Here is a 16,534-nt window from a genome sequence, read left to right on the forward strand (position 1 = left end):
GGGGATGGATCCCGCGCGACCACCCGCCGGCGCCTCGCTGCGCATCATCGGCCTCATGTCCGGCACCAGCCACGACGCGATCGATGCCGCGGCCTGTGACCTGTGGGCCGAGGGCGACGCCCTGGTGCTGCGCCCGCGGGGCATGATCAGCGTCCCCTATGCGCCGTCCCTGCGCGCCCGGCTGATCGCCGCCCTGCCGCCGCGGGAGACCACGATGCAGGAGGTGTGCCGGCTGGATGCCGACATCGGCCGCGCCTTCGCCGAGGTCGCCGTGCAGGCGGGGAGCGAGCTCTGCGACGGCGCCGCGGACCTGGTCGTCTCCCACGGGCAGACGATGTTCCACGACGTCCGCGACGGCGCCGTCCACGGCACCCTGCAGCTGGGACAGCCGGCCTGGATCGCGGAGGCGACCGGCAGCACCGTCGTCGCCGACCTGCGGTCCCGCGATGTGGCCGCCGGCGGGCAGGGCGCCCCGCTGGTGAGCCTGGTCGATGCGCTGTGGCTCGCCGGCCGGGATGCGGCGGTGGTGAACCTGGGCGGGATCGCCAACGCGACCCTGCTGCGAACGGGCGCGGACCCGGTCGCCTTCGACACCGGTCCGGCGAACGCGCTGATCGACGCGGCCGTCGCCGAGGCCACCGGCGGCGAGCGCCGCTACGACGAGGACGGTCGCCTCGCCGCCGGCGGCACCGTCGACGACGCGCTGCTGGCGATGCTGCTCGCCGAGCCGTACTACGCGCTCCCCGCCCCGAAGACCACCGGCAAGGAGCTCTTCCACGCCGACTACCTGGCCGACCGCCTGAGCGGGCGGGTGCGCCCGCGGCTCGAGGACCTGGTCGCGACGCTCACCGCGCTCACGGCACGGACGGTCGCCGATGCGGTGCGCGGCCGCGAGCTCGTCGTCGTCTCCGGCGGCGGCACCCGGAACCCCGCGCTGATGGGGATGCTGCGCGCGCAGCTGCCCGGCGCCCGGGTCGCCACCAGCGACGACCTCGGACTGCCGTCGGCCGCGAAGGAGGCCCTGGCCTTCGCCGTGCTGGGGGCGCTGACGGTCCACGGCCTGCCGGGGACGCTGCCCTCCTGCACGGGGGCGCGGCGCGCGAGCGTCCTCGGGGCGATCCTCCCCGGCTCGTCGACGCCGCCGCGGATCCTGGAGACGGCGCCGGCGCGCCTGCGGGTCCTCGCCCCGGCCCCGGCTGCGGGACCCCAGCGCGCCTGATCGCGCTGCCCGGCCGCTGAGGCGGGCGACGGCTCAGCGCACGCCGCGCATCGCCCGGCGCACCGGGAGGGTCACCGCGATCGCCGCGAGCGTGAGCACGAGCGCGGCCACGGCGATCGTCACGAGCTGGGCCGGGCTGCCCTTGGTCGCCTCCAGCGGCTCGCCGCCGTAGGCGATGAGGGTGGAGGCGCCCATGCTGACCACCACGCTCGTCGCGACCGGGATGAGCAGGGTCCACCAGCCGATGCGGTCCGCGTCGCGCGCGCCGAGCCCCAGCCGCAGGTAGTGCCGATCGCGCTGGGCGTCCTCGATGCTGCGGTCCCCCACCTCGCGGGTGACGGCCACGAGCAGGAGCGCGAGCGTCGCGAAGATCCCGGCGAGCACCCAGCGCTGGATGGGCAGCGCAGCTCGCACGTCCCCGGGGCGCTGGCCCATGCTGAAGGCCGTGTGCCATCCGAGCTCGCGCTGCAGCTCGGAGAGATCGAGATCCACGGGGCTGAGGATCAGCACGGACGTCTCCTCCCGATCCGGGATGACGCGGGGATCGGACGCAGGGTCCTCGATCACGTCCAGTCCCGTGCGCGCTCGCACCAGCTCCCCCAGCGCCGGGGAGTCCTGGCAGAACGCGTCGGGGTCCTCGCCGAGCAGGCGGACCACGCTCGGGCAGTCCTCCACCGCGACGGCGTCCACGGACGGCCCGTCGGAGTCGTCCATCGCGTACTGCTGGAGCACCATCGCCCCGGGCTGGAGGGACGCCACCGCCTCCGCCGCAGGGGCGATGTCCGGCTGCGGTGCGTACCAGGACGCCTGCGCCTGACGCGTCGACCCGGGGCCGCTCACCGCGGTGTCTAACGCGCCGGAGGCGACCCAGGAGGCGGAGGCGACCGAGACCACGACGATGAGCACGCTGAGCACCGCCGGGATCCGGGAGAGGCCACGAGCCTCGACCACGATGCGCCGCGCGGCCGCCCAGACGGCGGGCCGCCGGCTGCGGCGCAGGATCCGCGCCGGGAGCTCGACGAGGGCGGGCATCGCGACGGGCAGGAGCACGATGGTCCCCAGAGCGCCGGCGAACAGCAGCTGGACGGCAGCCATCGACGGGGACGCCGATGCGTCGCCCCGTTGCAGCGAGGACAGCACGACCACGCCGAGAGAGCCGAGCACCCCGATGCTCGCCCCGATCGCCAGGACCCGCCGGGGCCTGCGGACGGTCGGGGGCGAGAGGCGCCCCATCGCTCCCGCGAGCCCGGCGATCGCCACGACGGAGACGGCGACCACGATGTAAGCCCAGGCCGGCGGGCGCAGCGCGCCCCGTGCCACGACCAGCTCGACCACCGGCACCGTGGTGACCACCGAGGAGAGGACGGCGAACACGGCGGCGCCGAGAACCGCGCCGATCGCCGCGAGGACCGCGGTCTCCGCTCCGAGCACGAGGCGGGAGACCGATGCCCGGATCCCGAGGGTCGTCATGAACCGCAGCCGGTGGTCGCGCACGGCCGAGCGTGCCCGCGCTCCGGAGACGAGGAGGACCAGCGCGGGGACGACGAGGATGAACAGGCCGCGTGCGAGATACCCGCCGGGCGAGAGGACATCCGGGTCGGTCACGAAGGCGGGGTACTGCGGATCCCCGGCGTCGCCGAAGCCCGCGATGTACCACCCGGCCCGGGCGGGCAGCTCCTGCCCCGCCCGGGGTCGCACGAAGATCAGCTGCTCGGACCGGGACATGAGCGCCTCGTCGCCGAGCACGCCTCCGACGCCGGACCCGGCCTCCGAGCTGACCCATCCGAGGTCCTCTGCCGTGTGTCCGGCATCGACCAGGCCGGGCGAGAGGACGGCCTCACCGGGTGCGGGCAGCCGGGTCATCCCGACCGGGGTCGCGCCGGGATCGTCCTCGTGACCGGGCACCGGCTGGATCCACACCGTGGAGACCTGAGCTCCGCCGACGATCGTCGCGCGCTCTGCGATGAGAGCCGTCGCATCGGGCGGCGCCGTGCCGTCCGGCATGCCCTCCAGGTGCTCCGAGGGCATGGCCGCCCGGGCCGCGCCGCGCACATAGGCCTCGGAGGCCATGACGGGCAGAGCGATCCACAGCAGCCCGGCCACGGTGGCGAGCAGGGAGCAGACCACGACGCTCCCCTGGCGCCAGCGATGCCGGACATCACCGGCGAGCGCGACCCGGACCGCGAAGCGGAGCGCGCTCATCCCTCCGCGCCCTGGAGGACGAGCCCGTCTGCTCTGCGCCGCGCGAGGCGCTGCACGCGATCACAGTGCGCGGCGACGCTCGGATCGTGCGTGGCCAGCAGGACGCTCGCGCCGAGGTCCTGCGCGGCTGCGAGCAGAAGCTCGGTGATGGCCTGGGCGTTGTCCACGTCGAGCGAGGCGGTGGGCTCGTCGGCGACGATGAGCCGCAGCTCGGGGCGCACCAGGGCGCGGGCCACGGCGGCGCGCTGGGCCTCGCCTCCGGAGAGGGTCCGCACATCGGCCCGGGCCCGGTCCGCCAGGCCGACGCGCTCGAGCATGCCGGTCGCCGCCGCGAGGGCGCGCGGTCGCGGGACCCCGTCAAAAAGCAGCGCGAAGGCGACGTTCTCCGCGGTGGTGAACTCCGGAAGCAGGTCCGCATCCTGGGAGATCAGCCCCATGTGCCGGCGGCGCAGATCGGCGCGCCGGGACCGGGAGGCCGTGGACTGGTCCTGTCCGAGCACGACGGCCGAGCCTCGGCTGGGCGCCTCGAGACCTTCGATCACGCGCAGCAGCGTGGTCTTCCCCGAGCCGCTGGGCCCCATGATCGCCACGGATTCCGCGGCGCGGCACAGCAGCGTGGTCGGCGCGAGCGCCTCGACCTCCCCGAAGGCCACCGCGACCTCGTCGCATTCGATCGTGTTCGTCATGCCACCCCTCCCCTGCATGCCCGCCGTCGGCGGGCACGGCTCCCCTCCGTGCTGTGCCGCCGAGCGACATGCCGAGGACATTACCGCGTGCACCGAGACGCGGCGCCCGGACGAGCCGGGGCAGGCTCAGATCCGCCGGAGATGCCGCTGTCGCCACACCTCGCGCCAGCTGGGGACGCGCACGCCGTGCTCGGCCATGCGGCGTCGCAGGGCGCGGCGCGTGATCAGCATGCCCAGGATCCCCGCGGCGAGGAACGGCAGCTGCACGGCGAAGGCGAGCCGGAAGGAGTGCAGGTCGTAGTTCCCGTCGGGCCGCAGCGCGTCCAGCACGACGCCGATCAGCAGGATGCACACCAGCGCCCCCAGGAACCCGCCGGTGAGGACGAGCCCGGTGGCGGTGCCCAGCCGGTTGCCGGGCATGCTCGTGCGGGGGAAGTCGAAGCCCACGGAGGAGCCCGGACCGCCCACCGAGAAGCCGATCACCAGCAGCAGGATCAGCCACAGCGGCGCCGGGCCGGGCCAGAGCAGGATCGCCACGAAGGGGACGGCGCTGGCGAGGACCACCAGCAGCACCAGGGTGGAGCGGCGCAGCGGGTGACGCTGGGTGAGCGCGCCGATCAGCGGGCCGGCGGCGATCGCGACGATCACGTACACCGTCATCACCGTCGAGGCGAGCGCCTGGCTCAGCCCCTCCCCGGCGGTGAGGTACGGGTACCCCCACATCATCGCGAAGGCGATGCCCGGGAACCCGGAGGCGAAGTGGGTGAAGAAGCCGAGCTGCGTCGCGGGGTGGCGCACGATCGCGGCGATGTCCGCCGGCAGCCGCCGGACGCTCGGCCGGGAGCGGACGGGATCTGCGCCCGGCGGCGCGGCGCGGATGATCGTCAGGGAGATCGCGGCCGCAGCGACGGCCACCCCCGCGGCGGCGGAGAACGCGGGCGTCCAGCCGAAGCGGGTCAGCACGAGCACGAAGGGCACCGCGGAGAGCACCTGGCCGAGCTGGCCGACGATGCCCGTGAGCTGCGTGTAGATCGGCACGCGCGTGGCGGGGAACCAGGCGGGGACCAGGCGGATCGCGCTGGTGAAGGTGAGCGCGTCCCCCGCGCCGACGATCACGCGGGCGAGGATGGCCATCCCCACCTGGTCGGACAGGGCCAGGGCGATCTGGCCCGTCGCCATGAGCAGGGCGCCGAGGGTCAGGGTGACCCGGGCCCCGTAGGCGTCCAGGAGGACCCCGCCGGGGATCTGCCCGAGCGCGTACACGAGCAGCTGGACGACCACGAAGGTCGCCACGATCGACGCGGAGGTGCCGAAGCGATCCGCGGCCTCCAGCCCGGAGACGCCGAGCGTCGTGCGCTGGAGGACGGCGGAGGTGTAGGCGAGGATCGCGGCGCCCCAGACGAGATAGGCCCTCACGACGTCCTCCGCCTCTCCCGCGCCTCGTGCGCGCACCCGGTCCTGCGGGCCATGCGCGGTGCGGGCACGGCTCGCCCTGTCGGGCCATTGTCGCCGGTGGACCGCCGCCCCACAAAAACCTTCCAGCAGACGGGAATCGGCGCGCCAGGCCGCCGGGGCCCGATCGGGCTCCCGGCGGCCGGGGCTCGCGCGTCAGGCGCTCGCGTCCTCCACGGCGCCGCGCAGGGCCGCGAGGTCCAGCGGCTCCTGCTGGGCGTCGAGGTCCTGGACGGGCAGCGGGCAGTCGCCCAGGTCCGGGATCTCGAGCCGGGCGCCGTTCTCCTGCATGGAGCGGTGGGCGATGATGCCCGGCAGGGTGTAGCGGGCGGCGCGCCAGGCGTTGACCACGGGCTGGGTCCGGGCGGAGACGGCGCGCGCGAAGTCGTCCACCAGGAAGTGGTGGGCTCCCTCGTGGCCGTTGGGCATCCCCTGGAACTCCTGCGGGAGGCGGGCCTGGTGGTGGGAGCGGGCCGCCCCGGCGACGAAGGCGTCGCGCAGGGTCGGCGAGACGTCCGCGAGGCGCGGGTCGTCCAGGCTCATGGTGCCCTCGGTGCGGATCAGCTCGGTGACCTCGAGGACGTCGCGCTTGTCGTGCCAGTAGGTGACGTCGATGGTCTCCTCGAAGCTGGACTCCTCGCCGAAGAAGCGGAAGCGGGACTCGCGCTTGTGGCTGGGGTAGCCCACGCGGCGCAGCTCGTTGGTGCGGAAGGCGCCTCCGTTGTCCATCTCGAACAGGGCGAAGGCGTTGGAGACGTCGTTGCCGAACATCGACACCTCCTTGTCGAAGACGCCGTCGCCGCGGGTGTCGGGACGCCCGATGCAGGAGACGGACACCGCGTGGCGGTCCTCCAGGACGCCCAGCACGCCGCCCACCGCATGGGTCGGGTAGAGCATCGGCGGGTAGGAGGCGGTGGACTTCCAGGCCTCGCCGCCGGAGTACTTGTAGGCGTCGTAGAAGCCCAGGTCCATGTCGTGGACGTAGTCGCCCTCGGCGTAGAACACCTCGCCGAAGACGCGCTCGCGGTGCAGGCGGCGGGCCAGGACGACGGCGGCGTTGTACTGGCTGGTCTCGCCCATCATGTAGACCAGCCCGGTGCGCTCGACCTCGGCGCAGATCCCGCGGATCTCCTCCTCCTCGATCGCCATCGGGACCGCGGAGTACACGTGCTTGCCGGCCTGCAGGGCCTGGATCGCGATCCGGCCGTGGGTCCACCGCTGGGTGAAGATCGCGACGGCGTCGACGTCGGAGGCCAGCAGCTCCTCCACCGTCTCGAAGCGGCCCGCGAAGGTGAGGCCCCGCGCCTCGAGCGCATCGATGCGCTCGGGGACGGAGTCGACGGCGTAGACGGCATCGATGTCGGGGTGGGCGGAGAACAGCTCGGCGAAGTGGGTGCCGAACTGTCCGATGCCGATGATGCCGAGGCTGAAGGACATACTTCCTCCTTGAAAGTAAGTGGTCCGAGAACCGTACGACAGGTCGGACCTCTGCGGCAACACATATCTCGGGTGCCCCGCATCCCGGGCGGCCCCCGCGCGGGATCGCCGGCGCCCGCCGTTCACCGGGACGACGCCGCACCGACGCCTGCCGGACGTCCGGACCCCCTACGGTCCCCGGGTCATCCCCCCGACCCTGGAGAACCGCCATGAGCTCTGCCTGCTGCGACCGCCGTCCCGACCTCGCCCCCACCGGGAGGCGGATCGCCCTCGCCGATGCGGAGCTGGCCTCGCTCGGCTTCTCCCGGCGCGGGATGCTGCGCGCCGGCGCTCTCGCCGCGGCGGGCGCGGGACTGGGGGCATCGGCCCTGGCGGCGCCCGGCCGCGCGGCGGCGGCCCCGGCCCGCCCCGTGCGCCCGAAGCATCTCACCTGGCTGGTGGGCGACCATCATGTGCACACCGTCTTCTCGCACGATGCGAAGTACCGGATCCAGGACCAGCTCGATGCCGCGCAGCGGTTCGGGGTGGACTGGCTGGCCTTCACCGAGCACGCGAACTTCGCCCACGCCGACCGCGGCCTGGCCGATTCGGGCGATCTCCTGGACGCCGAGCGCGCCCGCCGCGACCTGCTGATCTTCCAGGGGCTGGAGTGGTACATCCCCGCCGCCGAGCACGGCAGCGTGATCCTGGCCCCGGGGAAGGACAGCCGCGACGTCCTGCGCGCCTTCGAGCTGGCCTTCGACGGCAAGCTCAACGGCTGGGAGAAGCCGGCCGATGCCGCCCAGCACGCCGAGTGGGAGGCGCGGGCCGCGGCGGCGATCGCGTGGCTGGGCCAGCAGAAGCGCGAGGGCCGCATCGAGGACGCCCTGGTCCTGGCGAACCATCCGATGCGGCTGGGCATCGACTCCCCGCACGAGATGCGCCGCTGGCGCGACGCGGACCCGGACATCATGATCGGCATGGAGGGCGCGCCGGGGGCGCAGGGCTCCGGGGTCAGCACGTTCGCGCGGGCCGGCGACCAGCGCGGCGAGTACACCAACGCCCCGCGCCCGGACTCCTTCGCCGCCTATCCGCTCGAGGCGTACCGGCCCTGGGGCGGCTTCGACTGGATGACCGCGACGGTGGGCGGGATGTGGGACTCGATGCTCGCCGAGGGGCTGCCGTTCTGGATCACCGCGAACTCCGACCACCACCTGCAGGTGCGCGACACGCGCCGCATCGGCGACTACCCGGCCGAGGAGCCGTACACCTCGCTGGACTCCGAGTTCGACCGGTGGGCCGTGCGCGGCCGCCGCCCCGACCCCGTCGAGACCGGGCAGCCGCAGGGCGGCTCCGACTACTGGCCCGGCGAGTTCGCGCGCATCCACACCGGCGTGACCGACCGCTCCTACGCCGCGGTGATGGACGCGATCCGCGGCGGCCGGATGTGGGTCGACCACGGGCATCTGCTGGACGGCTTCGAGGTCTCCGTGCAGGGGCTCTCCACCGGCCGCGGCCGGGAGCGCACGACCGGGCCGGAGGCCACCCTGGGCGGGCGGCTGAGCGTCCGCCGGGGTCAGGACGTGCAGGTCACGCTGCGCATCACGACCTGCGACACGGAGAACTCCGCCGGGATCCTCCCCCACCTCGACCACGTCGACCTGATCGCCGGCCCGATCACCGGCCCGGTCGCGGACGCGGACGAGATGCGCGCCCCGGCCACCCGCGTGGTGCGGCAGATCGACACCGCCGGGCGGCGCGGCACCTTCACGCTCACCCACGTGTTCGAGGATGTGCAGGAGGCCTTCTACGTGCGCTTCCGCGGCTCCGACGGCAACCGTCTGGGTGCCGGGTACCACGGCGCCGAGGTCGACCCGGCCGGCCCCCAGCGCCACGGCGACCGGCTCGGCGACGCCGACCCGTGGGCGGACACCTGGTTCTACGCCAACCCCGTGTTCGTCGACGTGCGCTGACCCTCTCGCCGGCCGCCCGCCCGGCAGGGCGCACTCCCCGCCGGGCCGGCGCGATCCCGCCCGGCGGGGCGCGATCCCCGTCGGCGGGGCGCGATCGCTGGGGAACAATGGTCCTGTCCTCGGGATGCCCGCGGACGCCCTGGCCGATGGACCCCGAGGGAGCGACGATGAGGGATGGACCGGCGGTGCCGGGCGCGGCCCGCGAGATCCGGCTGGGCCGCGCCGGGACGATCGCCCGGATCGCGCCCGACGGGTACAGCGCGCACGGCTGGGTGCTCGAGCTGGGCGGGGCCGAGCAGTCCCATGTCGACCTCGCGGATCCGCGGACCCTCCGCCACGAGTACCTGCGGCGCATCGCCGCCGTCGTGGACACGCTCGGCCGCCCGCATCGGCCGCTGGACGTGCTGCATCTGGGCGCCGGTGCGCTCACGCTGCCGCGGTACGTGCAGGTCACCCGCCCGGGATCGCGGCAGGTGGTGATCGAGATCGAGCGGGAGCTGCCCGGCTTCGTGATCGACCGCCTCCCGCTGCCGGCCGGCACCGACCTGCAGGTCGTGATCGGCGATGCGCGCGAGGAGCTCGCGGCGATGCCCGGGGTCCTCGTCGACCTGATGGTGCTGGACGTGTTCACCGGCGAGGAGACCCCGGAGCATCTGGCGTGCCGGGACTTCTACGCCGAGGCGATCGGGCACCTCGCCCCCGGCGGCGCGCTGCTGGTGAACATCGGCGACGATGCCGGCCTGCGCTTCTTCGCCCGGCAGGCGCAGGCGCTCGAGGAGGCGGCGGCCGCCGCCGGGGTCGGCGGGGCGTGGACCCTCGCCGCGGCGCACCTGCTCGAGCAGCGCCTCGCGGGGAACCTCGTGCTGGGCGCCGGGGACGGGCTCGCCGGCCCGGAGGCACCGCAGAGGCGCGCGGCGTGGCTGGCCGCCGGGCCGCACCCCGCCGGAGTCCTGGACCCCGACGGGACGGCGCACCTGGTGCACCGGATCCAGGGCGGCTGAGCCTCCCCGGCCGGCTCCGCGGCGCCGGCGCGGAGCCGGCGGCCCCGCGATCAGCGGCCGATCCACTCCCGGGCGATCTCGAGCAGACGGTCGTTCGCGGCGACCTCGGCGATGGTCACCCGCACGCCGTCGACGCCGTAGGCCCGCACCACGAGGCCGCGGGCGTCCGCGAACGCGGCGAACTCGGCGCTGCGCTCCCCCAGGGGGAGGTACACGAAGTTGCCCTGCGCCTCGGGCAGGTCCCAGCCCTGGGACGCGAGGCCGGCCCGGACGCGGTCGCGCTCGGCACGGATCTGCGCGGCCCGCTGCTCGAGCTGCTCGCGCGCCGCGGGCTCGAGGGTCGCCAGCGCCGCCTCCTGGGCCAGCAGGCTCGCGCCGAAGGGCACCGTCACCTGCCCCAGCGCCCGCGCCAGCCGCGGATGCGCGACCGCATAGCCGATGCGCAGACCGGCCAGCGCCTGCATCTTGGAGAAGGTGCGCAGCAGGACCACGTTGCCGTGCTCGCGGAAGATCGCCCCGGAGTCGAGCACCGTCTCCGGATCGTGGAACTCGCGGTAGGCCTCGTCGATCGCGACGACGACGTGATCGGGCACCGATCGCAGGAACGCGCGCACCTCGTCCGTGCCGAGCGCGGGACCGGTGGGATTGTTCGGCGTGCACAGCACGACGAGGCGGGTGCGGTCGGTGATCGCCGCGGCCATCGCCGGCAGGTCGTGCCGATGCCCCTCGGCCAGCGGGACCATCACCGGCACGCCGCCGTGGCTGGTGACGACGATCGGGTACGCCTCGAAGGACCTCCACGCGAAGACGACCTCGTCGCCCTGATCCACGAGAGCGCGCACCAGGTCCCCGCTCACCGCGACGGATCCGGTCGAGACGGCGATCTGCTCCGGGGCGACGCCGTGCTCGCGACCCAGCGCCTCGCGCAGCGCGGCCGCGGCCATGTCCGGGTAGCGGTTCGCCCCGGCGAGCGCCCGGGTCACCGCCTCCTGCACGGACGGCAGCGGCGGGAACGGCGACTCGTTGGAGGAGACCTTGTAGCGCTCCACGCCGTCATCGGCCGCCGGCCGGCCGGGGACGTAGGAGGGCAGGGCGTCGAGGGTCCCGCGCAGGCGGACCGCCGCATCGGCGGGGGCGGGCTCGGACGGGGACGCAGCGGGCTCGGGGGCATCGGGCTGGGACATGCGCTCCAGGGTAGGGCGCACCGGGCCGGGACCGGGCCGCATATCAGGCTGTGATCCGGGCCCCGAGGTGCTTGGATGGGGGCATGAGATTCCTCGTGCACCTCATCGTCACCGCCGGGGCCCTGTGGGTCACCGCCCTGATCCTGCCGGGGATGCACCTGGGCGACGGGGACGCCACGGCCCTCACCCAGGTCCTCACCATCCTCGCCATCGCCCTCGTGTTCGCGCTGGTGGACGCGATCGTCAAGCCGGTCGCCTCGCTGCTGGCCATGCCCATCACCTGCGTCACGCTGGGCCTGTTCCAGCTGGTCGTCAACACGCTGATGCTGCTGCTGACCAGCTGGGTGTCGGGGCTGCTCGGCCTCACCCTCACCTTCGACACGTTCTGGTGGGCGCTGCTGGCCGGAATCCTCATCGGCATCCTCAGCGCGATCGTCGAGGCCGTGATCGGGGTCGGCGACCGGGACCGCGCCGAGGACTGATCTGCCCGATCCCGTCCTCCCGCTCCGGGTGCGCCGTACCCTGTGGGCGTGACTCCGCACGCCGCGCACCCCGCCCTGGATCCGCACGCCGTCCGCGCCCGCGTCCAGGCGCGCACCGGCCCGTTCGATGCGGACTTCGCCGCCCGCTTCTCGGAGCACCTGCCCACCCTGCACGGCCTGTTCCAGCGGATCTACGGCGAGCGGGAGGACTGGCAGGACGCCCTGGACGAGGTCCTCGTCCTGGCCGCCGAGTCCTGGCAGCAGCGGCCCGCGCCGCTGAAGGCCCTGGACGCGGCGCGCGCGGAGGAGTCGGACTGGTTCACCTCCGCGCGGATGCTCGGCGGGGTCTGCTACGTCGACCGCTACGCCGGGACGCTGCGCGGCATGCACGAGCACATCGGCTACTTCCAGGAGCTGGGGCTGACCTACCTGCACCTGATGCCCCTGTTCGCGGCGCCCGAGGGCAACAACGACGGCGGCTACGCCGTGAGCAGCTACCGGCAGGTCGACCCGCGGCTGGGCACCATGGAGGACCTCGCCGAGCTCGCCGCGGCCCTGCGCAAGGCCGGCATCTCCCTGGTGGTCGACTTCATCTTCAACCACACCAGCGACGAGCACGAATGGGCCCGCAAGGCGGTGGCCGGCGACCCGGAGCACGAGGACTTCTACCTCATCTTCGAGGACCGGGCGATGCCCGACGCCTACGAGCGCACCACGCGCGAGATCTTCCCCGACGACCACCGCGGCTCCTTCGTGCAGCTCGAGGACGGCCGCTGGATCTGGTCGACCTTCTACCACTTCCAGTGGGACCTGAACTACGCGAACCCGGCGGTGTTCCGCGCCATGGCCGGGGAGATGCTGTTCCTCGCCGCGCAGGGGGTCGAGGTGCTGCGGATGGACGCCGTGGCGTTCATCTGGAAGCGGCTGGGCACCGCGTGCGAATCCCTCCCCGAGGCGCACCTGCTGCTGCAGGCCTTCAACGCGGTGCTGCGCATCGCCGCGCCCAGCCTGCTGTTCAAGTCCGAGGCGATCGTCCACCCCGACGAGGTGATCGAGTACATCTCCCCCGGCGAGTGCCAGATCTCCTACAACCCGCTGCAGATGGCGCTGACCTGGGAGGCCCTCGCCACCCGCGATGCGCGGCTGCTGAACCAGGCCCTCGAGCGGCGCCACGCCCTGCCCGCCGGCACGGCCTGGGTGAACTATGTGCGCAGCCATGACGACATCGGCTGGACCTTCGCCGACGAGGACGCCGCCGAGCTCGGCATCGACGGCTATGCGCACCGGCGCTTCCTCAACGACTTCTACGTGGGCCGCACGGTGGGCAGCTTCGCGCGCGGGGCCGCGTTCCAGGAGAACCCCCGCACCGGCGACGCCCGAGTCGCCGGCACCACCGCGTCCCTCGCGGGGATCGAGAAGGGCGACGCCGGCGGAGAGGACCGCGTCGTCCTGGCCCATGCGATCGCCCTGTCCACCGGCGGGATCCCGTTGATCTACCTCGGCGACGAGGTCGCGCAGATGAACGACTACGGCTACCGCAACCGTCCCGCCGAGGCGGAGGACAGCCGCTGGGTGGGCCGCCCGCACCGCCCTGCCGAGGCCTACGCGGTGCGCGAGGACGAGCGCACCGTCGCCGGGCGCGTCCACCAGCGGCTGCGGCGCCTGCTCGCCGTCCGCCGCGACGCCCCGCAGCTGGCCGGGAACGACCTCGTGCCCTTCCACGTCCCCCACCGCAGCGTCATCGGCTTCCAGCGCCCCGGCGAGGTCACGAGCATCCTGGTGCTCGCGAACGTCGGCGACGAGGGCGTCCATGTAAACCCGGTGACGCTGTCCGGCCTCGATCCGCAGGCCCGCGAGCTCATCGCCGATGTCGAGGTCGATCTGCGCGAGGGCGCGGCGATCCCCGCGCACGGCGTGCTGTGGCTGGAGGTGCGGCCGCGCGGCTGAGCGCATCGGCCCGTGACGGACCCCGCTCCCCCGCGCCCCGGGGGTGATGGAACAATGGACCCCATGGCCCATACCTTCGCCGACCTCACCCCGCCGATCGCGCTCACCCCGCTGGACGGCCGGTACCGTGCCCAGGTCGCCCCGCTCGTCGATCACCTCTCCGAAGCCGCCCTGAACCGCTGCCGGATCATCGTCGAGGTCGAGTGGGTCATCCACCTCCTCGACAACGGCGCCATCCCGGGCCTGCGCACCCTCACCGAGGACGAGCGCGCCCTGCTGCGTGCCATCCCGGAGGACTTCGGCGCCGAGGGCATCGCCGAGCACGCCGAGATCGAGCGCGAGACCGTGCATGACGTCAAGGCCGTCGAGTACTACATCAAGCGCCGTCTCGCCGGGACCTCCCTCGAGCCCCTCGCGGAGATCGTGCACATCTACTGCACCAGCGAGGACGTCAACAACCTGTCCTACGCCCTCATGGTCAAGGGCGCGATCGAGCAGGTGTGGCTGCCCGCCCTGCAGGGCGTCATCGACGACCTCGCCGCCCTCGCCCGCGAGACCGCCGAGGTGCCGATGCTCTCGCGCACCCACGGCCAGCCCGCCACCCCCACCACCCTGGGCAAGGAGCTCGCGGTCTTCGCCCACCGGCTGGGGCGCCAGGCTCGGCGGATCGCGGCCGACGAGATCCTCGGCAAGATCAACGGGGCCACCGGCACGTACGCGGCGCATTCGGTCTCCGTGCCCGGCACCGACTGGGAGGAGGTCTCGCGCACCTTCGTCGAGCACCTGGGCCTGACCTGGAACCCGCTGACCACGCAGATCGAGTCCCACGACTGGCAGGCGGAGCTGTACGCCGACGTGGCCCGCGCCGGGCGCATCCTGCACAACCTGGCCACCGACGTGTGGACCTACATCTCGATGGGCTACTTCCGCCAGCGGCTGTCGGCGCAGGGCGGCACCGGCTCCTCGACGATGCCCCACAAGGTCAACCCGATCCGCTTCGAGAACGCCGAGGCGAACCTCGAGATCTCCGGCGCCCTGCTGGACGTGCTCGGCCAGACCCTGGTCACCTCCCGCCTGCAGCGCGATCTCACCGACTCCACCACCCAGCGCAACGTCGGCCCCGCCATCGGCCATTCGCTGCTGGCGATCGCGAACCTCCGCAAGGGCCTCGCGGGCCTGGACGTGGACGCCGAGGCGATGGCCGCGGACCTCGACGCCAACTGGGAGGTGCTCGGCGAGGCCGTCCAGTCCGTCATGCGCACCCTGGGCGTGCAGGGCGCCGAGGGCATGGACAACCCCTACGAGCGCCTCAAGGACCTCACCCGCGGCCAGCGCGTCACCGGCGAGGGCATGCGCGAGTTCATCGGGACCCTGGGCCTGCCCGCAGAGGAGGAGGCGCGCCTGCTCGCGCTGAGCCCGGCGACCTACGTCGGCTACGGGCCGCGCCTGGTGGGACACCTCGACGACGCCTCCGGCGAGGACCCGTCATGACCGAGGCCCATCGGCCCGCCGTGGATGCGACCGCCGAGGCCGGGGACGCGCCCGCCGCGCCCCATGCCGCGACGGACGCGCTGACCGCGGCGGATCCCTGCTCCTGCAAGGACGCCCACGGCTACCACGACGACAAGCCGGCCTACCTGCGCCGGCTCAAGCGGGTCGAGGGCCAGGTCCGCGGGCTGCAGCGGATGATCGAGGAGGACGTGTACTGCATCGACGTCCTCACCCAGGTCTCCGCCGTGCAGAAGGCCCTCGAGTCCGTCGCCACCGGGCTGGTGGACGACCACATCCACCACTGCGTCCACGACGCCGCCCGCTCCGGAGACCCTGCCGTCATCGACGCCAAGATGGACGAGGTGATGGCGGCCGTGAAGCGGCTGCTGAAGTGAGCTCCTCCCCCTCCGACGACCGGGCCGGCTCCGCCGCGCACGGCGCGACGCCCGTCCCCGCCGGGCCGGCCGCGCGCACCCCGCTGCCGCGGGAGTTCTTCGACCGCGCCGTCCTCGACCTCGCCCCGCTGCTGCTGGGCTGCGAGCTCGCCGGGCGGGGCGTGCGCCTGCGCATCACCGAGGTCGAGGCGTACTGCGGGGCCGTCGATCCCGGATCCCACGCCTTCCGGGGCCGCAGCGCCCGCAACGCCACCATGTTCGGCCCTCCCGGGCACCTGTACGTCTACCGGCACATGGGGCTGCACGTGTGCATGAACATCGTCGCCGATGCGGAGGGGGTCGCCACCGGGTGCCTGATCCGCGCCGGCGAGATCGTCGAGGGGGCGGGTCTCGCCCGCGAGCGCCGCAGCGCCCGCGGCGTCACCCGCCGCGACCGGGACCTCGCCCAGGGCCCCGGTCGTGCGACCGTCGCCTGCGGCGTCACCTGGGAGGACGACGGCCTGGACCTGTGCGCCGGCCCGCTGCGCGTCCTCCCCCGGGACCCTGCGCTGCCCGCCCCCGTCGTGGCGACCGGGCCGCGGATCGGCCTGCGCACCGAGGCGAGCGACCCGGTGCGCTTCCCCTGGCGCTTCCGGATCCTCGGCGACCCGACCGTCTCCGGCCCCGCCGCGCTGAACCGCGCAGCCCCGCCGCCCCTCGCCTGAGACCGGGCGCCGCCGCGAGCGCGAGCGGCAGCGGCCTGTGCCCGCCCGACGGCGGAACCTGACCGGTCCAGCGCTTGCCCGGCCGGGATCCGGCGCCACCGGGAAGGACCGGTCGGACCCCTCGCCGCGAGCCTGGCCGCGCGCTGTCCGCGCTCCTACAGTGGCCCCAGGCGCAAGGACGCGCCCCGGTGGTCCGGCCACACGCCGCGGCCCCCGGTCAGGTCTCCCGATCGGGAGCAGCGTGGAAGGCACCAGCGACGATGACCGCGACATACGTGTACCCGTTCAGCGAGGGCTCCAAGGACCAGAAGGACCTGCTGGGCGGCAAGGGGGCGAACCTCGCCGAGATGACCCGGCTGGGCCTGCCCGTGCCGCCCGGGTT

At 73.9% G+C, this 16,534-nt stretch carries 12 protein-coding genes and 2 pseudogenes; 9 read left to right on the forward strand and 5 right to left on the reverse strand.

The window, feature by feature from the left end:
• Window positions 1-4 precede the first annotated feature (4 nt).
• Entirely contained in the window at window positions 5-1,219 is a 1,215-nt protein-coding gene (locus ABD234_RS18930; RefSeq protein WP_344359588.1) for an anhydro-N-acetylmuramic acid kinase, read from the forward strand.
• Between the two features lie 33 nt (window positions 1,220-1,252).
• On the opposite strand, the gene ABD234_RS18935 is transcribed toward ABD234_RS18930, so the two are convergent.
• The 4 genes from ABD234_RS18935 to ABD234_RS18950 all read right to left on the reverse strand — a co-directional run bounded on the left by ABD234_RS18935 (window position 1,253) and on the right by ABD234_RS18950 (window position 6,996).
• Complete coding sequence (locus ABD234_RS18935; RefSeq protein ID WP_344359591.1) at window positions 1,253-3,421, reverse strand: hypothetical protein; 2,169 nt, start codon at window positions 3,419-3,421, stop codon at window positions 1,253-1,255.
• Window positions 3,418-4,107, reverse strand: coding sequence for an ABC transporter ATP-binding protein (locus ABD234_RS18940; RefSeq protein WP_344359594.1), 690 nt, complete (start codon window positions 4,105-4,107; stop codon window positions 3,418-3,420). Before ABD234_RS18940 ends, ABD234_RS18935 begins: the two co-directional genes overlap by 4 nt.
• 126 nt (window positions 4,108-4,233) lie before the next feature.
• A complete protein-coding gene (locus ABD234_RS18945; protein WP_344359597.1) occupies window positions 4,234-5,523 on the reverse strand; it encodes an MFS transporter in 1,290 nt (429 codons plus the stop codon).
• Window positions 5,524-5,715: 192 nt separating this feature from the next.
• The gene (locus tag ABD234_RS18950; RefSeq protein ID WP_344359600.1) at window positions 5,716-6,996 is read right to left on the reverse strand and encodes a Gfo/Idh/MocA family protein; all 1,281 of its coding nucleotides are present in this window, start codon (window positions 6,994-6,996) and stop codon (window positions 5,716-5,718) included.
• A gap of 209 nt (window positions 6,997-7,205) precedes the next feature.
• On the opposite strand from ABD234_RS18950, the gene ABD234_RS18955 reads away from it, so the two are divergent.
• From ABD234_RS18955 to ABD234_RS19205, 3 genes and pseudogenes are all read left to right on the forward strand, one after another.
• Window positions 7,206-8,948 (forward strand): PHP domain-containing protein, encoded by a 1,743-nt coding sequence (locus ABD234_RS18955; RefSeq protein ID WP_344359604.1) that lies wholly within the window; start codon window positions 7,206-7,208, stop codon window positions 8,946-8,948.
• Between the two features lie 167 nt (window positions 8,949-9,115).
• Window positions 9,116-9,673: pseudogene (locus ABD234_RS18960) on the forward strand (spermidine synthase); the annotation flags it as partial.
• A pseudogene (locus ABD234_RS19205) lies at window positions 9,653-9,745 on the forward strand (spermidine synthase); the annotation flags it as partial. The pseudogenes ABD234_RS18960 and ABD234_RS19205, both read left to right, overlap by 21 nt.
• Window positions 9,746-9,999: 254 nt before the next feature.
• On the opposite strand, the gene ABD234_RS18965 reads toward ABD234_RS19205, so the two are convergent.
• Window positions 10,000-11,133 (reverse strand): histidinol-phosphate transaminase, encoded by a 1,134-nt coding sequence (locus ABD234_RS18965; protein WP_344359610.1) that lies wholly within the window; start codon window positions 11,131-11,133, stop codon window positions 10,000-10,002.
• Window positions 11,134-11,216: 83 nt separating this feature from the next.
• Here ABD234_RS18965 and ABD234_RS18970 point away from each other — a divergent pair, with 83 nt between their 5' ends.
• From ABD234_RS18970 to ABD234_RS18990, 5 genes are all read left to right on the forward strand, one after another.
• Window positions 11,217-11,615, forward strand: a complete 399-nt coding sequence (locus tag ABD234_RS18970) for a phage holin family protein (RefSeq protein WP_344359612.1) — start codon at window positions 11,217-11,219, stop codon at window positions 11,613-11,615.
• Between the two features lie 75 nt (window positions 11,616-11,690).
• Window positions 11,691-13,562: an alpha-amylase family protein gene (locus ABD234_RS18975; RefSeq protein WP_425546816.1), complete on the forward strand. Its 1,872-nt coding sequence runs from the start codon at window positions 11,691-11,693 to the stop codon at window positions 13,560-13,562.
• A 63-nt stretch (window positions 13,563-13,625) separates the two neighbouring features.
• Window positions 13,626-15,053, forward strand: a complete 1,428-nt coding sequence (gene purB, locus ABD234_RS18980; protein WP_344359618.1) for an adenylosuccinate lyase — start codon at window positions 13,626-13,628, stop codon at window positions 15,051-15,053.
• On the forward strand, window positions 15,050-15,448 hold the full coding sequence (locus ABD234_RS18985) for a metal-sensitive transcriptional regulator (RefSeq protein ID WP_344359620.1): 399 nt from the start codon (window positions 15,050-15,052) through the stop codon (window positions 15,446-15,448). Before purB ends, ABD234_RS18985 begins: the two co-directional genes overlap by 4 nt.
• Window positions 15,445-16,152 carry a DNA-3-methyladenine glycosylase gene (locus ABD234_RS18990; protein WP_344359622.1) on the forward strand — a complete coding sequence of 236 codons (708 nt, stop codon included), beginning with the start codon at window positions 15,445-15,447 and terminating at the stop codon, window positions 16,150-16,152. Before ABD234_RS18985 ends, ABD234_RS18990 begins: the two co-directional genes overlap by 4 nt.
• Window positions 16,153-16,534 lie beyond the last annotated feature (382 nt).

The organism is Brachybacterium phenoliresistens (genome assembly GCF_039530785.1).
GTDB lineage: Bacteria > Actinomycetota > Actinomycetes > Actinomycetales > Dermabacteraceae > Brachybacterium > Brachybacterium phenoliresistens.

What these genes read in the sequence shown, in the direction of transcription:
- ABD234_RS18930 (WP_344359588.1), top strand. Translation starts at nt 5, where the DNA reads ATGGATCCCGCGCGACCACCCGCCGGCGCCTCGCTGCGCATCATCGGC.
- ABD234_RS18985 (WP_344359620.1), top strand. Translation starts at nt 15,050, where the DNA reads ATGACCGAGGCCCATCGGCCCGCCGTGGATGCGACCGCCGAGGCCGGG.
- ABD234_RS18940 (WP_344359594.1), bottom strand. Translation starts at nt 4,107, where the DNA reads ATGACGAACACGATCGAATGCGACGAGGTCGCGGTGGCCTTCGGGGAG.
- ABD234_RS18935 (WP_344359591.1), bottom strand. Translation starts at nt 3,421, where the DNA reads ATGAGCGCGCTCCGCTTCGCGGTCCGGGTCGCGCTCGCCGGTGATGTC.
- ABD234_RS18965 (WP_344359610.1), bottom strand. Translation starts at nt 11,133, where the DNA reads ATGTCCCAGCCCGATGCCCCCGAGCCCGCTGCGTCCCCGTCCGAGCCC.
- ABD234_RS18955 (WP_344359604.1), top strand. Translation starts at nt 7,206, where the DNA reads ATGAGCTCTGCCTGCTGCGACCGCCGTCCCGACCTCGCCCCCACCGGG.
- purB (WP_344359618.1), top strand. Translation starts at nt 13,626, where the DNA reads ATGGCCCATACCTTCGCCGACCTCACCCCGCCGATCGCGCTCACCCCG.
- ABD234_RS18950 (WP_344359600.1), bottom strand. Translation starts at nt 6,996, where the DNA reads ATGTCCTTCAGCCTCGGCATCATCGGCATCGGACAGTTCGGCACCCAC.
- ABD234_RS18970 (WP_344359612.1), top strand. Translation starts at nt 11,217, where the DNA reads ATGAGATTCCTCGTGCACCTCATCGTCACCGCCGGGGCCCTGTGGGTC.